Genomic DNA, 16,574 nt, shown 5'->3' with positions numbered 1-16,574 from the left:
GTCAGCCGCGCTTCTCGAGCGCGCTGATGATGGCGGAGGAGTCCGTGACGAAGCCGAAGCACTTCTTCACATTCCACACCGTCGCCTCGGTGCAGAAGTCCGGTGACGAGGTGGCGCAGCAATCTTCGACCAGGAGACAGCCATAGCCGAGGAAGTTGGCATCGGTCAGCGAATGCATCACGCATTGGTCGGTATTGACGCCGGCGAAGAGCACCGACCTGACGCCGAGATTGCGCAGGATGCTGTCGAGCGGCGTGTCCCAGAAGCCGCTGATGCGATACTTGTCGACCTTGATGTCCTGCGGCTCCTGCGGCAGCTCATCGACGATCGCGGCGGCCCATGAATCCTTCTCCAACACGTGCGCGCCGCTCCCGGGCAGGGGATCACCGAGCCCGACGCCGGTGCCCTTCGGCTTGTAGAGGTGAATCTGGTTCGGCGGCATGTTGGCCAGATCGGGCCGATTGCCCCAGTTCACCCAGATCACCGGCACGCCGGCCTTGCGCAGCGCCGGCAGCAGGCGTTGCAGGGGCTCGATCGGCTTGCGGTCCGGGCGATAGTCGCCGCCGATGTGGTCGACCCAGCCGCCGGCCGCGCAGAAATCGTTCTGCATGTCGATGACGATGATCGCGGCGCGCAGGAGATCGACCGTGACGTTCTGCGGCGCGCACGCAATGGTCACGGCAACCGGCGTCGGCTGCGGCATCGCCATGTTCACGTCGGTTTCGGTCGCCCACCATGTGTATTGCCTGCCGAGTCCAAGCCGTCCGCCCGAGGTCGGCTCCGCGCGTTGTTCACTCGTCTTCATGGTCCTCTCCTCTCAAGCGAGGCCGGCGTGCGGATCGCGTTGCGCGCTCGGTGCATGGATGGCGATGAGGAAGTGCAAATTCGCTGCCAGAGATATTTCGCGAGGATTTTCAACGCCGGCTCGCTTGCGCGCCGGTCCCTTTGCCCATGAATCCGACAAATGCTCACGCGGTCTGGATAAAAAGTAAGCATTTGTTTGTTTCGAGCGGACTTCTCAATGTGATTATTGAGTGAAATCAATGCATTGAACCTCTGGCATGCCGCTTGCTGCGCGAACGTTGCCGGACGATTTAACGCGCTGTGCAAGAGGTTTTTCCATGAGGTCATGCCGTTTGGTTTTTCAGGCCGCGCTGCTTGCCGGCGCGCTTGCGCTTTCCGCAAACGCGGCCCACGCCGATCCGCTCAAGGTCGGCATCCTCATTCCGGGATCGAAGTCCGACAAGGGATGGATGGAGTCGTCCTATGACGGCCTGATGGCCGCCGAAAAGAAGTACGGCGACAAGGTCCAGGTGCAGATGATCGAGAACATCAACTACGCCGACATGGATCAGGCGCTGACCAATCTGGCGAGCAAGAATGAACTGGTGATCGGCGTGGGCGGCCAGACCCAGGCGTCGGTGTACAAGATCGCAAAGCGCTTTCCCAAGGTGCATTTCTCGATCGTCGGCGGCAATGACGGGGAGAGCGCGCCGAACGTTGCCGGCTATGACGTGAAGCAGGCCGAGATCGCCTATGTCGCCGGTGCCGCGGCCGCGATGCTGTCGAAGACCGGCGCGATCAGCTATGTCGGCGGCCTCGAAATTCCCTCGATCGTCAACGCCGGCAAGGAATTCGGCAACGGCGCGAAGTCGATCAACCCGAACATCAAGTATACCGAGAACTATACCGGCGATTTCGACGACGTCGCCAAGGCCAAGGAAGCAACCCTGGCCGCGATCGCGCAAGGTGCCGACATCCACTACCACATCCTGAACCTCGGCCTGCGCGGAATGGAGCAGGCGGCGAAGGAGAAGGGCACCCACATCATCGGCAGCTACACCGATCGCTGCGGCACCGATCCGCTCTACGTCGCCTATTCGATCACCGGCACCGGCTACCAGGTGCAATATGCGATCGACGAGGCGGTGAAGGGCTCGTGGAAGGCCGGCTACAAGGAGTTCGGCCTCAAGATGGGGCCCGAGGCGTCCAGCATGGTGATCTGCGGTGCGACGCCCGAGCAGAAGGCGAAGCTCGACCAGATCATGAAGGATCTGCTCGACGGCAAGATCAAAGTGCTGAAGGGCTGAGGCCTGATGACCGTCATGTCCCAGGCATCGGTCGCAGCCGCAGCCGAGCCGCTGCTCACCCTGTCGGAGGTGACGAAGCGGTTCGGCAGCTTCACCGCGTTGTCGGAGGTCTCGCTCGAGCTCCGGCGCGGCGAGGTGCACTGCATCCTGGGAGAGAACGGTGCCGGCAAGTCGACGCTGTGCAACCTGATCTTCGGCGTGCACCGGCCCGATGGCGGCGTCATGCGCTATCGCGGTGCGCCGTTCCAGCCCGCCGGGCCGGCGGACGCATTGGCGCAGGGCATCGCGATGGTGCACCAGCATTTCAGCCTCGTCGACGACATGAGTGTCGTCGACAATGTGCTGCTGGGCCGCGAGCGCGGCATTCTCAACCGCAAGCAGTGCGCGCAGCAGCTCGAGAAGGTTGCCGCCGAATACGGCCTGCCGCTCGACCCGTTCGCAAAGATCGAGCAGCTCTCCGTCGGCGAGCGGCAGCGGGTCGAGATCGTCAAGTGCCTGATCCGCGATCCCCAGCTGTTCGTGCTTGACGAACCGACCGCGGTGCTGCTTCCGGATGAAATCTCGGCGCTGCTCGATGTCTGCCGCCGGGTCGCGGCCGGCGGCCGCGCGGTGGTGCTTGTGACCCACAAGCTCGCCGAGATCAAGAAGGTCGCCGATTGCGTCACGGTGCTGCGCGGCGGCCGCACGGTGGCAACATCGAGCGATCCGGCCGGCGATATCGACGCGCTGGTGCGCGCGATGATCCAGGGCAATGTCGACGCGCTCGACACCTCCGCGGCATCGATCCTCGGGCTCGAGCCCGTCACGCATGTCGGTCATGGGCCGGCTGCGAAAACCAGGATCGAGGCGCTGCAGATCGACGGCCTGACCGTGAAGGACAGTCAGGGTGTCACCCGGCTCGACAATTTCACGCTCACGGTCGATCGCGGCGAGATCGTCGGCGTCGCCGGCGTCGAGGGCAACGGTCAGAGTGAACTGACGGCCGTGCTTGCCGGCATGATGGAGCCGACCGAGGGACGCATCCATCTCGGCGCGACCGACCTGACCGGCCGATCGCCGCAGCAGATCACGGCGGCCGGCATTGGCATCGTGCCGGAGGACCGTCATGCCGTCGGCTGCGTGCTCGGCATGAGCCTTGCCGAAAACATCTATCTCAACCGGCTCGACGAGTTCACCCGCTTCGGCTTCCTCAACCGCGCCGCGCTGGAGCGCGAGGCGAACGTCCTGATGCAGCGCTTTGACGTCCGCGCCCGCGGACCGGGATCGCTGTTCTCCTCGCTCTCCGGCGGCAATCAGCAGAAGGCGGTGCTCGCCCGCGAAATCACGCTGCCGAACCTGTCGTGCCTGGTTGCAGCGCAGCCGACCCGCGGCCTCGATGTCGGTGCGGTCGCCGCAGTCTACAGCCACATCCGAGAAGCCTGCGGTCGCGGCATTGCGGTGCTGCTGGTGTCATCCGAGCTCGATGAGCTCCTGACCGTTGCCGACCGCATCATCGTGCTCTACCGGGGCCGCATCATGGGATCCTGCCCGGCCGATCCGGCGCGAAAAGAAGCGATCGGCGCCATGATGGCGGGGCAGCCGCAATGACCGCCGTGAATCAGGAGCGTCCGCCGGCGGCGTTGCCGCGATTTGCGCTGCGTCCGGCACTCATCGTGCCCGTGCTTGCGGTGGCTTTCGCGTCCGCGGTCGGGCTCGTCTTGATCGCGCTGATCGGCGTTTCCGTGCCGAAGGCGGTCGCAGCGTTCGTTGACGGGACCCTCGGTTCGCCGTTCGCGCTCGCGGCGTCGCTCAACCGCAGCTCGGTGTTCGCGCTGGTCGGTTTCGGCTTCGTGCTCGCCAACCACGCCAACCTGACCAATGTCGGCGGCGAGGGCCAGATCGCGGTCGGCGGCATCGCGGCCACCGCGGTCGCGCTCTACGGCCATGTCAGCGGGCTGCCGCTGGGCCTCGCCTTCATCCTCCCGACGCTAGCGGCCGTGATTGCCGGCGCGCTTTGGGGCGCGCTTGCCGCCGTGCTGAAGGTGAAGTCGGGTACCAACGAGGTGATCTCGACCCTGTTGCTCTCCTTCATCGGGGTCTGGCTGCTCTATTGGTCCGTGCAGTCTCCATCGCTGTTGCGCAAGCCGATGACGAGCTCGGCGACATTGCCTGAATCGCTCGAGATTCCGGAATCGACGCAGCTTCCGCTGCTGACCGGCGACTATTCCTTCCCGGTTCACGTCGGGCTGCCCCTGACACTGATCCTCGCTGTCATCGTCGGCGTGGTCCTGTCGCGTACCATCCTGGGCTTTCGCCTGCGCGCGATCGGTCTCAATCCCGTTGCGGCCAAGCGGGCCGGATTCTCCTACGCCAGGACCGTCATTTTCGCGCTCTCGACCGCCGGCGCGCTCGGCGGTCTTGCGGGCGCGCTGATGCTGCTCGGCGAGCAATACACGCTGAAGGACGGATTCTCGTCCGGCTATGGCTTCGACGGCCTCGTCGCGGGACTGCTGTCGCGCGGCTCGATTCCGGGCGTGATCGCCGCGTCGCTGCTGTTCGGCTTCATGCGCTCCGGCGGCATCAACATGGAGATGGTCGCCGCGGTGCCGACCGCGCTGGTGCTGGTGATTCAGGGCCTGATCGTCGTGACGCTGGCGGGCGCCGGCCTCTTCATCGAGAAGTGGGAGCAGCGATGACCTGGGAGCTGTTTGCGGTCTTCTTGGGCTCCTCGATCCGGCTGGCGACCCCGCTGCTGCTCGCCGGCATCGGCGAGATGGTGTCCGAGCGTGCCGGTGTGCTCAACATGAGCATCGAGGGCATGATGCTGATGTCGGCGTTTGCCGCCGCTGTGGGCGCCTGGGCGAGCGGCGATCCGCTGATTGGCCTCCTGATCGGCATCGTCTCGGTCGTCCCGGTCGCGCTGCTGCAGGCGTTCCTCAGCAACACGCTGCGCGCCAACCAGATCGTATCGGGCATCGGCATCAATATCCTGGTGCTCGGCGCCACCACGCTCGCCTATCGCGAGATTTTCGGCGCGCGGTCGCGCGCGGAAATACCCGGGCTTGCCAAGGTGAAGCCGCCGCTGCTCGGCGACATTCCGATCATTGGTCCGGCCGTATTCGAGCAGGTGTGGCTGCTCTACGCCGGCGTCGCCGTGATCATCGTCACCGCGCTGGTGCTGCGCTACACGTCGATCGGTCTCGCGATCCATGCGGCCGGCGCGGAGCCCAAGGCCGTCGACAAGTCGGGCCTGTCGGTCGGGCGCATCCGATATGCCTGCGTGATTTTCGCGGGCTTGATGGCGGCGCTCGCCGGGGCCTTCCTGTCGATCGGCGACATCCACACCTTCACCGAGGGCATGACCCGCGGCGCCGGATATCTTGCGATCGCCTCCGTCATCTTCGGCAAGTGGCGGATCGGCGGGACCGTATTGGCCTGTTTGCTGTTCGGGGCGGCGACCGCGCTGCAATTCCAGTTGCCCGCGCTCGGTGTCAACGTACCCAACGCGCTGCTGATCATGCTGCCGTATCTTCTCGCCCTGCTGGCGGTGGGCGGCCTTGTCGGCCGCCAGGCGGCGCCATCGGCGTTAGGTGTTCCATACCGGCGCTGATGGCCCCCGGTTGGATAGGCGACCGGCCGGCGTCGCGCCGGTTCCATCGGGCGATGCGGGTCGGGAGCTAGACGACGATCCCAGCCGGGGTGCTCCTTTGCATGGGGTTGTTTTCGATATTTGAGTTGGGGCAGGCCGCCAGGTTATCAGAAGCAAGCCTAGTTGCTCCGCTGCCTTGTTGAACGAACACCGGCACTCCAGGCATATGGAAGGGTCTCGCCGTTCAACTCGTACGCGCCGATCGCGCGGAGCTTGAAGATCGCGGGGTTGTGGGAAGCGATGGTCCGAGCATTGCGCCAGTGCCGATCGATGGCGAGCGTCTCCGAGCTGAGCGAGGCGCCACCTACCTCGAAAAGCGTGGTTACGGCGTCGAGCACGAGCTTGATGACGGTCACCTGGGCCTGCGCCGCCGCAAGTTCTGAGGCATCGAGCTGTTGAGGGTCCTGGTGACGGCCGTCAAGCGTCCGCGCCAGCTCGTCGACGGCGGCGAGCACCGTTGCCCGCGCGCCAAACGCCGCGCTGAGGAGCTGGCCGATGACCTGCTGCACCAGGGGATCGTTGCGTGGCAGGTCAGCGACCGCATGGGTGAACGTGCGCGTTCGTGCCTTGATCCAGTCGCCGGTATCCGCCGCGGCGCGCTTCGCAATCCCTGCGAGGGTGGCGAGCAGGATCAGCTGGACGTGAGCCGTTCCGAATACTCGGCCTTCCGTTCCATAGCCGGGGCCGATGATCCGGTCCTCGGTCACCGCGACATCCTTGAACTCCGCGGTGCCGCTTGCCGTGAGCCGCTGGCCGAAGCCGTCCCAATCGTCCGCGACGCCGACACCTGGCTGGCCGGTATCGACAATAACGGTAACTCGTTTGCCGTTCCGGTCGGCCGCGACGAGCAGGTGATCGGCGTACAGCGTGCCGGTCGTGTAATACTTCAGCCCATTGAGCCGAAGCCCAGTTCCGTCTGAAGTGATGGCGGTCCGATAACGATCGACCGCGCCAAGTCCTGGCTCGGTAACGGCGACACCGAAAAGGGCGCCCTTTGCAATTGCGCCGAGCCACCGAGCCTTGATGGCCTCATTCTCGTTCAGTTGCAAGTCTTCAACCAGGTTGACGTGTGCCCGCAGCGCCTGCGGCAGGTTCGAGTCCGCGGCGGCGAGGTCGATCAGCAGGTCAAACGTCTGGCGGAGCGTTGCGCCGAGCCCTCCGAACTCGATCGGCACGCGCAGGGCTCCGAAGCCCGCCTCCTTCAACAGTCTGATCTGCTCGGTCGGCAACGTGCGGTTTCGTTCACGCGCCACCGCGCCCGCTGCGATCGTCTCAAAGATTGGAGCGAAGCGCTTGTGAAGGGCGTCGTCGGTGATGTTCGGTATGCCGGGATGAATAGTCATCGTGCTGTGTCCGATCGCTCGATCGGTCCTTGAATGGACGGGTCTTGTTGTTCCGAAGAATAGTCCGCGGGTCGACGAGAGCCAGACTGAATTTCAGTTCTGATGGAGCACGATCGTTTGGAGCGGCAGGATGCGCGGAGAACGATTCTGCTGCGCGGGCATTCTGCCCGATGCCCGCAGTGAGGTGAAGTCGCACATCGAGGTTGCGATGTCCGCGATCATGATCAGCTCATAACACGCCATCTCATCGACGCCAGGTCTATGCATCGTCTCATGCGATCGAAGCGAAGCCTGTTATCTTCGGTGCATATATCGAGAGTTGAGCTGCATGATTTCGATGTCAGGCTCGAGTACGAAGAGTGAGTTTCTCATCCGGTAGCGAGGTACAACGAAAGAAGCATCTCGAAAGAGATCGATAAACGCGATGGACGATCGATCGCGTCTTGTGGCGAGATGTCGCGCGAAATGAGCCAACGGTGTCGCGCCAAGCGACACGACGGAGAAGTGCGAATGGCGCGACAGATCAGGTTCAATGCGTTCGACATGAACTGTGTCGGCCATCAGTCTCCCGGCGTCTGGGCGCATCCGCGAGATCGTTCCTACAAGTACAAGGATCTCGACTATTGGCAGGACCTCGGGCGAACGCTGGAGCGTGGGATATTTGACGGCATCTTCATCGCCGACGTGATCGGCTACTATGACGTCTACAAGAACTCTCTGTTCCATGCGCTTGAGCAGGCCGCGCAGATTCCCGTCAACGACCCCTTGCAACTGGTCGCTCCCATTGCCTTGGCTACCGAACATCTCGGCATCGGCATCACGGCATCGACGTCATTCGAGCATCCCTACACGTTCGCGCGCAGGCTTTCGACTGCGGATCATCACAGCAAGGGGCGCGTCGGCTGGAACATCGTGACCTCGTATTTGGAGAGTGGGGCAAAGAATATCGGCCAGGGCGGTCTGCGCCGACACGACAACCGCTACGAGGTGGCGGCCGAATACACCGAGGTGCTCTACAAGTTGTTGGAGGGCAGCTGGGAGGAGGGGGCCGTCCTGCGCGATGCCGGGAAGCGGATATTCACCGACCCGTCGAAAGTTCACGAGATCGCGCACAAGGGGCGATACTTTGACGTGCCGGGCTATCATCTCTGTGAGCCGTCGCCGCAGCGGACGCCGGTGCTGTATCAGGCCGGTGCCTCAGGTGCCGGCAAGGCCTTTGCTGCCGGGCACGCCGAATGCGTGTTTGTCGCCGCTCCGATCAAGCCGGTCCTGAAGTCCTACGTGGCCGAGGTACGGCGGCTGGCGGTTGAAGCCGGCCGCGATCCGCGCAAGGTCCTGACCTACAATCTGGTTACGGTGATCGTCGATGAAACCGACGCCAAGGCCGAGGCAAAGTTCAGGGAGTATCAGCGATACGCCTCTTATGACGGCGCGCTGGTGTTCATGTCCGGCTGGAGCGGCATCGACTTCGGGCAATACGCGCCGACCGATCTGGTCAAGAAGGTCGAGACCAATGCGATCGTTTCCGTCGTCGACAATCTCGCCAGTGGCAGCAAGTCCTGGACCATCGAGGAACTGGCGCGCTGGGGCGGTATCGGCGGGCTCGGTCCGGTGTTCGTCGGCTCGGCGTCGACGGTGGCCGATATCCTGCAGCAGTGGGTCGAGGAGACCGACGTCGACGGATTCAATCTCGCCTACGCGGTGACGCCGGAGACCTTCGAGGACGTCGTCAACCTGCTGGTTCCGGAGCTGCAGAAGCGCGGCGTCTATCCGAGCGGCTATCGTCCCGGCACTCTGCGGGAGAAGCTGTTCGGAGAGGGCCCGTATCTGCCCTCGAGTCATCCCGCTGCGGCCTATCGCGACATTGAGGCGGTCAAGCGCCGCGAGCGCGAGGCGGCCGGCGTCGCTCCGCGGCAGCCCGTCGAGGCGTGATGAGCGATGGCCGAGCCCATTCTGCAGTTGCGTGACGTCTCGCTGTCGTTCAAGGGGATCAAGGCGCTCAATGCCCTCAGCTTCGATGTGGAGCGAGGCGAGATTTGCGCGCTGATCGGGCCGAACGGAGCCGGCAAGAGCTCGCTGCTCAACATCATCAACGGAGTCTACCGGGCCGACAGGGGCAGCATCACCTTCAATGGTGAGCAATTTGTCCGCATCCGCCCGGCGCAGGCCGCGCATTTGGGCATTGGCCGGACCTTCCAGCACAATGCCCTGTTCCGGCATCTCAGCGTGCTCGACAACGTGCTGGCCGGACTGATCCGGCATTGCCGCTCGACGATGCTCGAGCACGCCTTCGGTGTCGGTCGGGACCGGCGCGAGTCGCGCGAGTTCAACCAGCGGGTCGACGAGATCGTCGCCTTTCTCGACTTGACCAAACACCGTGACCGGGTTGTCGCGACGCTTCCTTACGGTGTCCAGAAGCGGGTCGATCTTGCGCGTGCCCTGGTCGGTGGCCCCAGCCTGCTGCTGCTGGACGAGCCGATGGCCGGGATGAACCAGGACGAGAAGCAGGAGATGAGCCGCTTCATTCTGGAGACCAACGCGAGCCTCGGCACCAGCATCGTACTGATCGAGCACGACATGAGCGTCGTGATGGGGCTGTCGCATCACGTGGTCGTGCTCGATTACGGCCGCAAGGTCGGCGATGGGTCTCCGGAGGACGTGCGTCGGAACCCGGACGTGATCTCCGCTTACCTGGGCACGACACATTGAGGTCCAGATGAGCTTCTTCGTCGAAACGCTGGTTGGCGGCCTGCTTGCCGGAGTCATGTACTCGCTGGTTGCGATCGGATTTGTGCTGGTCTTCAAGGCATCCGGCGTTTTCAATTTCGCGCAGGGGTCGATGGTGCTGTGTGCGGCGCTGACCTTCGTGACCTTGCGCGACAAGGGTATCGATTTCTGGCTGGCCGCGCTGATCACGCTTTCGGTCATGGTGGCGCTCGGGATCGCGGTGGAGCGCGTCGTGCTGCGGCCGTTGGTCAACCGGCCGCAGATCACGCTGTTCATGGCGACGCTGGGTGTCTCCTTCGTGATCGAGGGCGTCGCGCAGATCGTGATGGGCGCGAGCGTGCACGAACTCGATCTCGGGATCGTCGATACCCCGATCGAGATCGGCGGAGTTCAGATCAGCCAGTTCGACCTGGCGGCCGCGGGCACGGCCGGCATTCTCGTGATCGCGCTCTCGATCTTCTTTAACAGGACACGCGTTGGGATCGCGCTGCGTGCGATCGCCGACGATCCCCAGGCCGCCCTCTCGATCGGGATTCGGCTCCAGACGCTGTGGCAGATCGTCTGGAGCGTTGCCGGCTTCGTCTCCCTGATTGCGGGGCTGCTCTGGGGTGCACGCCAGGGCGTTCAGTTCGCGCTCACCCTGGTCGTGCTCAAGGCGCTGCCGGTGCTCATCATCGGCGGATTCACCTCGATCGCCGGCGCGATCATCGGCGGGCTGATCGTCGGCGCCGGCGACAGCCTCGCTGAAATCTATCTCGGAAGCCTGCTGGGCGGCAGCGTGTCGACCTGGTTTGCCTATGTGCTGGCGGTCGCCTTCCTTCTGATCCGCCCGGCCGGCCTGTTCGGCGAAGCGCCGATCGAAAGGATTTGATGCATGTCTGCGATCGGCACCGACGCCATCGAAGGGTTCAGCGCGACGGATAATACCGCTCAGGCGATGCGGGATCGGCTGCGCGTCGGCGCGGCGGTGCTGCTGCTCGCAGGGCTGCTCGGCATTCCGCTGGTGGCGAACGACTATTGGCTCAATGCCGTTCTGATTCCGTTTCTGATCATGTCGCTCACCGCGCTGGGGCTGAACCTGCTGATGGGGTACGCCGGTCAGGCCTCGCTCGGCACCGGCGGGTTTATGTCGGTCGGCGCGTATGCGACATACAATCTGCTGCTGCGCCTGCCGGAACTGCCGCTGCCGGTCAGCCTGCTGCTCGGCGGCATCATCTCCGGGCTTGTGGGGGTCGTAGCCGGGCTGCCAAGCCTGCGGATCAAAGGCTTCTACCTCGTCGCATCGACGCTGGCGACGCAATTTTTGCTCGAATGGTTGTTCAATCAGTATGGCTGGTTCTCGAACTACTCGACCTCAAGCTCGATCTCGGCGCCGCGGCTTGCAGTCTTCGGCCATGATCTCTCGAGCCCGACGGGCCGCTATTTCCTGACGCTGGCGACCGTCGTCGTCGTGACGGCTGTCGCGACGCGGCTGGTTCGCAGTCAGACCGGCCGGACCTGGATGGCGATCCGCGACATGGATACCGCGGCCGCGGTGATCGGTATTCCGGTTTCCGCCGGAAAACTGAAGGCGTTCTTCGTGAGCTCGCTGGTGATCGGAATCGCAGGTGCACTCTGGGCCTTTGCCTATCTTGGCACGGTCGATGCGCGCAGCTTCAACCTGGACCGTTCGTTCCAGGTGATGTTTGCGATCATTATCGGCGGCATGGGCAGCGTCAGCGGCAACTATCTGGGCGCCGCCTTCATGATCCTGCTGCCGATCCTGCTCGATCATGTTGGGGGTGGATTGTTCGGGGGCGCAATCGATGCCGGACAACTCGAGAATCTTCAGAGGGCGCTATTCGGTGCGTTGATCGTCTGGTTCCTGATCAAGGAGCCGAGAGGGCTCGCTGCGTTGCTGTCGCGGGCATGGACGCAGCTGGCTTCGCGCTTCGACCGCTAGCAAGCGGTCAAACCATCATGCGCGGATGTGAACCACAGCCGCGTCGACCTGAATTCTGCATCACATGGAGGGTAAGCAGATGTCTTTGCGGCAACAGACACGGATCACGAGCAGGGCGATCGGGCTGGCAGCACTGGTGCTGTCGGCGGTCGCCGGCACCACCGCATCGGCGGAAGAGCCCAAAACACAATACTTCCCGCTCGCGACGTTTCGTGCCGGAGCCTACGCGTCGAGCGGCATTCCGGTCTGGGCCGGCGAGATCGACTATTTCCGCTACATCAACGAGGTCGAAGGCGGCATCAACGGCATCAAGCTGGTCTGGGACGAATGCGAGACCAACTGGGAAGTCGAGAAGGGCGTCGAGTGCTATGAGCGGGTGAAGGCGGGCAAGAACGGTTCGCCGGTGCCGATCTTCCTGCCGCATGGCGACCCGATTTCGAAGGCGCTGACCGAGAAATCGGTGGCCGACAAGATTCCGCTGGTGACGATCGCCTATGGCCGCACCGAGGCGATCGACGGGCGGGTGTTCCCGTACAGCTTCCCGGTCGTGTTCAGCTTCTGGAGCGAGGCGTCATCGGCAGTCAATTTCATCGCGGAGAAGGTCGGCGGCAAGGACAAGCTGAAAGGCCTGAAAATCGCGACCGTCTATCACGACTCGCCCTATGGCAAGGAAACCCAGGTCCCGCTTGCCCATCTTGCCAAGACGTATGGCTTCGAGGACATCCAGATTCCGGTGCCGCATCCGGGCAATGAACAATCGGCGCAATGGGCCAAGATCCGCCAGCTCAAGCCTGACTGGGTGTTCTTGCGGGGCTGGGGCGTCATGACGCCGGTTGCGATCAAGACCGCTGCCAAGGTGGGCTTTCCGGTCGATCACATCATCGGGGGCATCTGGTCGGGCTCCGAGGAGGACGTTCGTCCCGCCGGTGCCGTGGCCAAGGGCTATCTCGCGATCACGCCGTTCCCCGCCGGCGCGAATTTCGAGATCCATCAGAAGCTCAAGCAGCACATTCTCGACAAGGGTCTCAGCGATCTCAAGGACCCGAAGAGTTTCGGCTCCGTCTACTACAATTCCGGCGTGGACGAGGCGATCGTTGCGGTGGAGGCGATCCGGACCGCCCAGGCGCATTTCGGTGTGCGGCCGATCAACGGCGAGGAAGCGCAGTGGGGCCTCGAGCATCTCGACCTCTCCGAGAAGCGGCTTGCGGAAATCGGCGCTACCGGTCTTCAGCAGCCGCTGAAGCTCTCGGCGAAGGACCACGAGGGCGGCGGCGCAGGCAAGGTGCTGCAGTGGGACGGCGAGAAGTGGAACGTGGTGTCCAACGGTTGGGTGAAATCCGACCGCGAGCTGCTGTTGCCGCTGATCTATGAGCGGGCCGCCGCCTACGCCAGGGAAAAGGGCATCACGCCGCGCGATGCAACCAACTGATGTTGCCTTGAAGGGTTCGCCGAAGGGATCGCCAAAGGGATCACCATGACCACGTCGCAATTTCTCGAAGTCGATGACATCGAGGTCCTCTACAGTCAGGCGATCCTGGCCTTGCGCGGCGTCTCGCTCAGGGTCGAAGAGGGATCAATCGTTGCTCTTCTCGGCGCCAATGGCGCCGGGAAGACCACTACGCTGAAGGCAATTTCGAATCTGCTCGCGTCCGAGCGCGGACACTTGAGCCGCGGCACAATCACGTGGCGCGGCGAGGTCACCGGAACGCTGGATCCCGCCGACCTTGTCGCCAGGGGGGTGGTCCAGGTTCTCGAAGGCCGTCACGTCTTTCCCCAGCTCACGGTCGAGGAGAACCTTCTCAGCGGCGGGTTCGTGCGCCGACCGAGCCGTCGTGCGCTCGCCGACGACCTCGAGCGCATCTACAGCTGGTTTCCCCGACTCAAGCAGCGCAGTGGCGTGCGTTGCGGCCTGACCTCGGGCGGCGAGCAACAGATGGTCGCGATCGGGCGCGCGATGATGACGCGGCCGACCCTCGTGCTGCTCGACGAACCCTCGATGGGCCTTGCGCCGATCATCGTGGAAGAGATATTCCACATCATCCGCGATCTCAACAGGAATGAGGGCGTCAGCTTTCTGCTGGCCGAGCAGAACGCTCATCTCGTTCTTCAATTTGCGGATCACGGCTACGTGCTGGAGAACGGCAGGGTGGCCACTTCGGGCACAGCCGCAGAACTCGCCGGCCGGGACGATGTTGCCGAATTCTATCTTGGTGCTGCAGCGGCCGGAGCGGCGGCTGCGGAGCCGGTCCAAACCCCGATTGCATGAGCAGGAGCTGCGCATCATGGCGATTCGTTTCGGATATTGGATGCCGCTCGGCAGCGGCGGCTTCGTCATCAGCAATGTTCCGCAGCGCACCGACTGGACGCTGGATTACAACGCCTCGCTCGCGCGCGAGGCCGAACAGCTCGGCTTCGAGTATGGCTTGGCGCCGGCGCGCTTCATCGCGAGCCATGGCTGGGAGTTGCAGCAGGAGGCGATCACCTGCACTGCAGTGCTCTCCGCGCAGACCTCGCGGCTGAAACTGATCAGCGCAATTCACACCGGCTTCTGGCACCCGGCCATGATCGCGAAGGTAGGCTCGACGATCGACGTCTATTCCAGGGGCCGATTTGCGATCAACATCCTCACCGGCTGGTTCAAGGACGAGTTTCGTGCCTTTGGCGAGCCCTGGCTGGAGCATGACGAACGGTATCGCCGCTCGGAAGAGTTCATCCAGGTGCTCAAGGGCCTCTGGACCCAGGATCGCTTCACCTTCAAGGGCGACTTCTACAGCATCAACGACGCCTGGTTGAAGCCGAGACCGATCTCGCAGCCGCACCCGGAGATCTTCCAGGGCGGCAATTCCAAGGCCGCACGCCGCATGGCCGCGAAGTATTCGGATTGGTATTTTCTCAACGGAACCACGGTGGAGGGGGCCAAACAGCAGATCGACGAGGTCCGCGCGCTTGCCAAGGCGGAAGGCCGCACCGTCAAGTTCGGGCTCAATGGCTTCGTCATCCAGCGGCCGACCGAACGGGAAGCGCTCGAGCAGCTCGAAGCGATCATCGCCGGCGCCGATCCCGAGATCGTGCAGGCCTTCGCCGATCAGGTGAAGCAGGCCGGTGCGTCGACTGCCGAAAAGATCGGAATGTGGGCAGATTCGAGCCACGCCAATCTGGTCCAGCCGAATGACGGCTTCAAGACCCGTCTGTTCGGTCCCCCCGAGCTGATCGCGGAGCGCATCCGTGCCTATGAGGCGATCGGCGTCGACATGATCCTCTGCGCGTTCCTGAATTTCACCGACGAGCTGCCGGCGTTCGGCCGCGAGGTGATTCCTTTGTTGAACTCGACCAAAGCGAGCCGGGCCCACGACCATGAGCCTGCTTGAACCTGGCGATCAAGCAAGCGGCGCCTCCCGATTTGTCGGTCTGAGACGCGGTGCTGCGAAGGTCCGTGTCCACGTGCTCAGATATGAATTGCATGCCCAAGCGATTTCAGCGCGGCCTCGTGAAAGGCCTCGCCTTGGGTTGGATGGGCATGGATGGTCATGGCGACATCCTCCAGGCGCGCGCCCATCTCCAGCGCAAGGCTGAAGGCGGCCGAAAGTTCGGCGATGCCGGCGCCTACGCCCTGGATCCCTAGCAAGAGATGGTTGTCGGCTCGCGCGACGGTCCGGATGAAGCCGTCTTCCCGATCGAGCGTCAGTGCGCGGCCGTTGGCCTTGAACGGAAAGAGGTCGGTCTTGACATCGAACCCCTTTTCGATCGCCTCGCTCGGTGACAGGCCAACGGTCACGATCTCTGGATCGGTGAAGCAGATCGCCGGGATCGAAACCCGATCCCAGGCGCGGCGCTGGCCGGCGATGATCTCGGCCACCATCTCGCCTTGCGCCATGGCACGATGCGCGAGCATCGGCTCTCCCGTGACGTCGCCGATCGCCGAGATGCCGTGCATTGAGGTCCGGCATCGGTCGTCGATGCGGATAAAGGGGCCGTCCATGTCGAGATCGAGTTGATCGAGGGCCAAACCGCCGGTCGCGGGTCTGCGGCCGACCGTCACCAGAATCTTGTCGGCACCGCGCGTTGTCTGCTCGCCGGCAGCGGTCTCGATCGCGAGTGCCGTGCCGTCGGCGACCAGCGCCTTTGCCTTCGCGCCGGTCAACACTGTAACTCCGAGCGCGGCCAGGCGCCTGGCGACGGGCGCGCTCAGCTCAGCATCATATTGCGGCAGGATCCGCGGCGCGGCCTCGACGATGGTGACGGCCGCCCCCATTTTCGCGAATGCTGTGCCGAGCTCGAGGCCGATATAACCGCCGCCGACCACGACCAGCCGCCTCGGAATGTTGGCAAGAGACAGTGCCTCGGTCGATGAGATCACGCGACCGCCGTAGGGAAGCAACGGCAGTGGGACCGGCTCGGAGCCCGTCGCGATCACCACCATTTCGGCATGGATGGTTTGTCGGCCGGATTGGGTTACGACCTCGACGGTCTTGCCGTCGCGAAACGAGGCGCGGCCGGTTACATACCGGGCGCCGGCTCGTTTCAGCAGACCGGCCACGCCGCCGTTCAGACGCCGGACGACATCGTCCTTCCAGGCGATGGTCTTGGCAAAGTCGAGCGTCGGCGTCGTCGTGGAAATGCCGAGCGCATTGTTGCCTTCTGCCGCGCGCGCAATGGTTTCATATTCGCCGGCCGCATGGATCAGGGCCTTCGAAGGAATGCACCCGACATTGAGACAGGTTCCACCGGGCTTTTCGGCCTCGACGACGACCGTATCGATGCCGAGTTGGCTGGCGCGGATCGCGCAGGTGTAGCCGCCGGGGCCGGCGCCGATGACGAGGAGCTTGCAGGTGATTTCGGTCATC

General features: G+C 63.7%; 15 protein-coding genes. 11 read left to right on the top strand and 4 right to left on the bottom strand.

The window, feature by feature from the left end:
• Nucleotide 1: 1 nt before the first annotated feature.
• Nucleotides 2–805, bottom strand: a complete 804-nt coding sequence (locus tag ACVW17_RS31530) for a cysteine hydrolase family protein (protein ID WP_456798254.1) — start codon at nucleotides 803–805, stop codon at nucleotides 2–4.
• Between the two features lie 331 nt (nucleotides 806–1,136).
• Between ACVW17_RS31530 and ACVW17_RS31525 the strand changes: the two genes are divergently transcribed.
• The 4 genes from ACVW17_RS31525 to ACVW17_RS31510 are packed head-to-tail and all read left to right on the top strand — an operon-like array spanning nucleotide 1,137 to nucleotide 5,679.
• Nucleotides 1,137–2,090 (top strand): BMP family protein, encoded by a 954-nt coding sequence (locus ACVW17_RS31525; RefSeq protein WP_456798253.1) that lies wholly within the window; start codon nucleotides 1,137–1,139, stop codon nucleotides 2,088–2,090.
• Nucleotides 2,091–2,096: 6 nt separating this feature from the next.
• Nucleotides 2,097–3,677 (top strand): ABC transporter ATP-binding protein, encoded by a 1,581-nt coding sequence (locus tag ACVW17_RS31520; protein ID WP_456798252.1) that lies wholly within the window; start codon nucleotides 2,097–2,099, stop codon nucleotides 3,675–3,677.
• The gene (locus tag ACVW17_RS31515; RefSeq protein WP_456798251.1) at nucleotides 3,674–4,765 is read left to right on the top strand and encodes an ABC transporter permease; all 1,092 of its coding nucleotides are present in this window, start codon (nucleotides 3,674–3,676) and stop codon (nucleotides 4,763–4,765) included. The genes ACVW17_RS31520 and ACVW17_RS31515 overlap by 4 nt, the downstream gene beginning before the upstream one ends.
• Nucleotides 4,762–5,679, top strand: coding sequence for an ABC transporter permease (locus tag ACVW17_RS31510; RefSeq protein WP_456798250.1), 918 nt, complete (start codon nucleotides 4,762–4,764; stop codon nucleotides 5,677–5,679). The genes ACVW17_RS31515 and ACVW17_RS31510 overlap by 4 nt, the downstream gene beginning before the upstream one ends.
• Before the next feature lie 158 nt (nucleotides 5,680–5,837).
• On the opposite strand, the gene ACVW17_RS31505 is transcribed toward ACVW17_RS31510, so the two are convergent.
• Both ACVW17_RS31505 and ACVW17_RS31500 read right to left on the bottom strand, forming a co-directional pair.
• Nucleotides 5,838–7,061 (bottom strand): acyl-CoA dehydrogenase family protein, encoded by a 1,224-nt coding sequence (locus tag ACVW17_RS31505; protein WP_456755493.1) that lies wholly within the window; start codon nucleotides 7,059–7,061, stop codon nucleotides 5,838–5,840.
• Nucleotides 7,062–7,154: 93 nt separating this feature from the next.
• Nucleotides 7,155–7,283, bottom strand: coding sequence for a hypothetical protein (locus ACVW17_RS31500; protein WP_456755492.1), 129 nt, complete (start codon nucleotides 7,281–7,283; stop codon nucleotides 7,155–7,157).
• A 288-nt stretch (nucleotides 7,284–7,571) separates the two neighbouring features.
• On the opposite strand from ACVW17_RS31500, the gene ACVW17_RS31495 reads away from it, so the two are divergent.
• The 7 genes from ACVW17_RS31495 to sfnG all read left to right on the top strand — a co-directional run bounded on the left by ACVW17_RS31495 (nucleotide 7,572) and on the right by sfnG (nucleotide 15,098).
• A complete protein-coding gene (locus ACVW17_RS31495) occupies nucleotides 7,572–8,993 on the top strand; it encodes an LLM class flavin-dependent oxidoreductase (RefSeq protein ID WP_456755491.1) in 1,422 nt (473 codons plus the stop codon).
• A gap of 6 nt (nucleotides 8,994–8,999) precedes the next feature.
• Complete coding sequence (locus ACVW17_RS31490) at nucleotides 9,000–9,770, top strand: ABC transporter ATP-binding protein (RefSeq protein ID WP_456755490.1); 771 nt, start codon at nucleotides 9,000–9,002, stop codon at nucleotides 9,768–9,770.
• Between the two features lie 7 nt (nucleotides 9,771–9,777).
• Complete coding sequence (locus ACVW17_RS31485) at nucleotides 9,778–10,659, top strand: branched-chain amino acid ABC transporter permease (RefSeq protein WP_456755489.1); 882 nt, start codon at nucleotides 9,778–9,780, stop codon at nucleotides 10,657–10,659.
• Between the two features lie 66 nt (nucleotides 10,660–10,725).
• Nucleotides 10,726–11,730, top strand: a complete 1,005-nt coding sequence (locus tag ACVW17_RS31480) for a branched-chain amino acid ABC transporter permease (protein ID WP_456756570.1) — start codon at nucleotides 10,726–10,728, stop codon at nucleotides 11,728–11,730.
• A 79-nt stretch (nucleotides 11,731–11,809) separates the two neighbouring features.
• Nucleotides 11,810–13,159, top strand: a complete 1,350-nt coding sequence (locus ACVW17_RS31475; protein WP_456755488.1) for an ABC transporter substrate-binding protein — start codon at nucleotides 11,810–11,812, stop codon at nucleotides 13,157–13,159.
• Between the two features lie 45 nt (nucleotides 13,160–13,204).
• A complete protein-coding gene (locus tag ACVW17_RS31470; RefSeq protein ID WP_456755487.1) occupies nucleotides 13,205–13,996 on the top strand; it encodes an ABC transporter ATP-binding protein in 792 nt (263 codons plus the stop codon).
• 16 nt (nucleotides 13,997–14,012) lie between these two features.
• Complete coding sequence (sfnG, locus tag ACVW17_RS31465; RefSeq protein ID WP_456755486.1) at nucleotides 14,013–15,098, top strand: dimethylsulfone monooxygenase SfnG; 1,086 nt, start codon at nucleotides 14,013–14,015, stop codon at nucleotides 15,096–15,098.
• A 77-nt stretch (nucleotides 15,099–15,175) separates the two neighbouring features.
• Here the strand turns inward: sfnG and lpdA are convergent, their stop codons facing one another.
• Nucleotides 15,176–16,573, bottom strand: coding sequence for a dihydrolipoyl dehydrogenase (gene lpdA / locus ACVW17_RS31460; protein ID WP_456798249.1), 1,398 nt, complete (start codon nucleotides 16,571–16,573; stop codon nucleotides 15,176–15,178).
• Nucleotide 16,574 lies beyond the last annotated feature (1 nt).

The sequence above is a fragment of the Bradyrhizobium sp. USDA 4473 genome (assembly GCF_054063335.1).
The sequence above is the reverse complement of the archived record's forward strand: the minus strand, read 5'-3'. Positions and strand labels throughout refer to the sequence as shown.

Excerpts from the sequence above, each read along its gene's own strand:
- lpdA (WP_456798249.1), bottom strand. The coding sequence starts at position 16,573 with ATGACCGAAATCACCTGCAAGCTCCTCGTCATCGGCGCCGGCCCCGGC.
- ACVW17_RS31485 (WP_456755489.1), top strand. The coding sequence starts at position 9,778 with ATGAGCTTCTTCGTCGAAACGCTGGTTGGCGGCCTGCTTGCCGGAGTC.
- ACVW17_RS31515 (WP_456798251.1), top strand. The coding sequence starts at position 3,674 with ATGACCGCCGTGAATCAGGAGCGTCCGCCGGCGGCGTTGCCGCGATTT.
- ACVW17_RS31480 (WP_456756570.1), top strand. The coding sequence starts at position 10,726 with ATGCGGGATCGGCTGCGCGTCGGCGCGGCGGTGCTGCTGCTCGCAGGG.
- ACVW17_RS31475 (WP_456755488.1), top strand. The coding sequence starts at position 11,810 with ATGTCTTTGCGGCAACAGACACGGATCACGAGCAGGGCGATCGGGCTG.
- ACVW17_RS31500 (WP_456755492.1), bottom strand. The coding sequence starts at position 7,283 with ATGATCGCGGACATCGCAACCTCGATGTGCGACTTCACCTCACTGCGG.
- ACVW17_RS31495 (WP_456755491.1), top strand. The coding sequence starts at position 7,572 with ATGGCGCGACAGATCAGGTTCAATGCGTTCGACATGAACTGTGTCGGC.
- ACVW17_RS31490 (WP_456755490.1), top strand. The coding sequence starts at position 9,000 with ATGGCCGAGCCCATTCTGCAGTTGCGTGACGTCTCGCTGTCGTTCAAG.
- sfnG (WP_456755486.1), top strand. The coding sequence starts at position 14,013 with ATGGCGATTCGTTTCGGATATTGGATGCCGCTCGGCAGCGGCGGCTTC.
- ACVW17_RS31505 (WP_456755493.1), bottom strand. The coding sequence starts at position 7,061 with ATGACTATTCATCCCGGCATACCGAACATCACCGACGACGCCCTTCAC.
- ACVW17_RS31470 (WP_456755487.1), top strand. The coding sequence starts at position 13,205 with ATGACCACGTCGCAATTTCTCGAAGTCGATGACATCGAGGTCCTCTAC.
- ACVW17_RS31520 (WP_456798252.1), top strand. The coding sequence starts at position 2,097 with ATGACCGTCATGTCCCAGGCATCGGTCGCAGCCGCAGCCGAGCCGCTG.
- ACVW17_RS31510 (WP_456798250.1), top strand. The coding sequence starts at position 4,762 with ATGACCTGGGAGCTGTTTGCGGTCTTCTTGGGCTCCTCGATCCGGCTG.
- ACVW17_RS31530 (WP_456798254.1), bottom strand. The coding sequence starts at position 805 with ATGAAGACGAGTGAACAACGCGCGGAGCCGACCTCGGGCGGACGGCTT.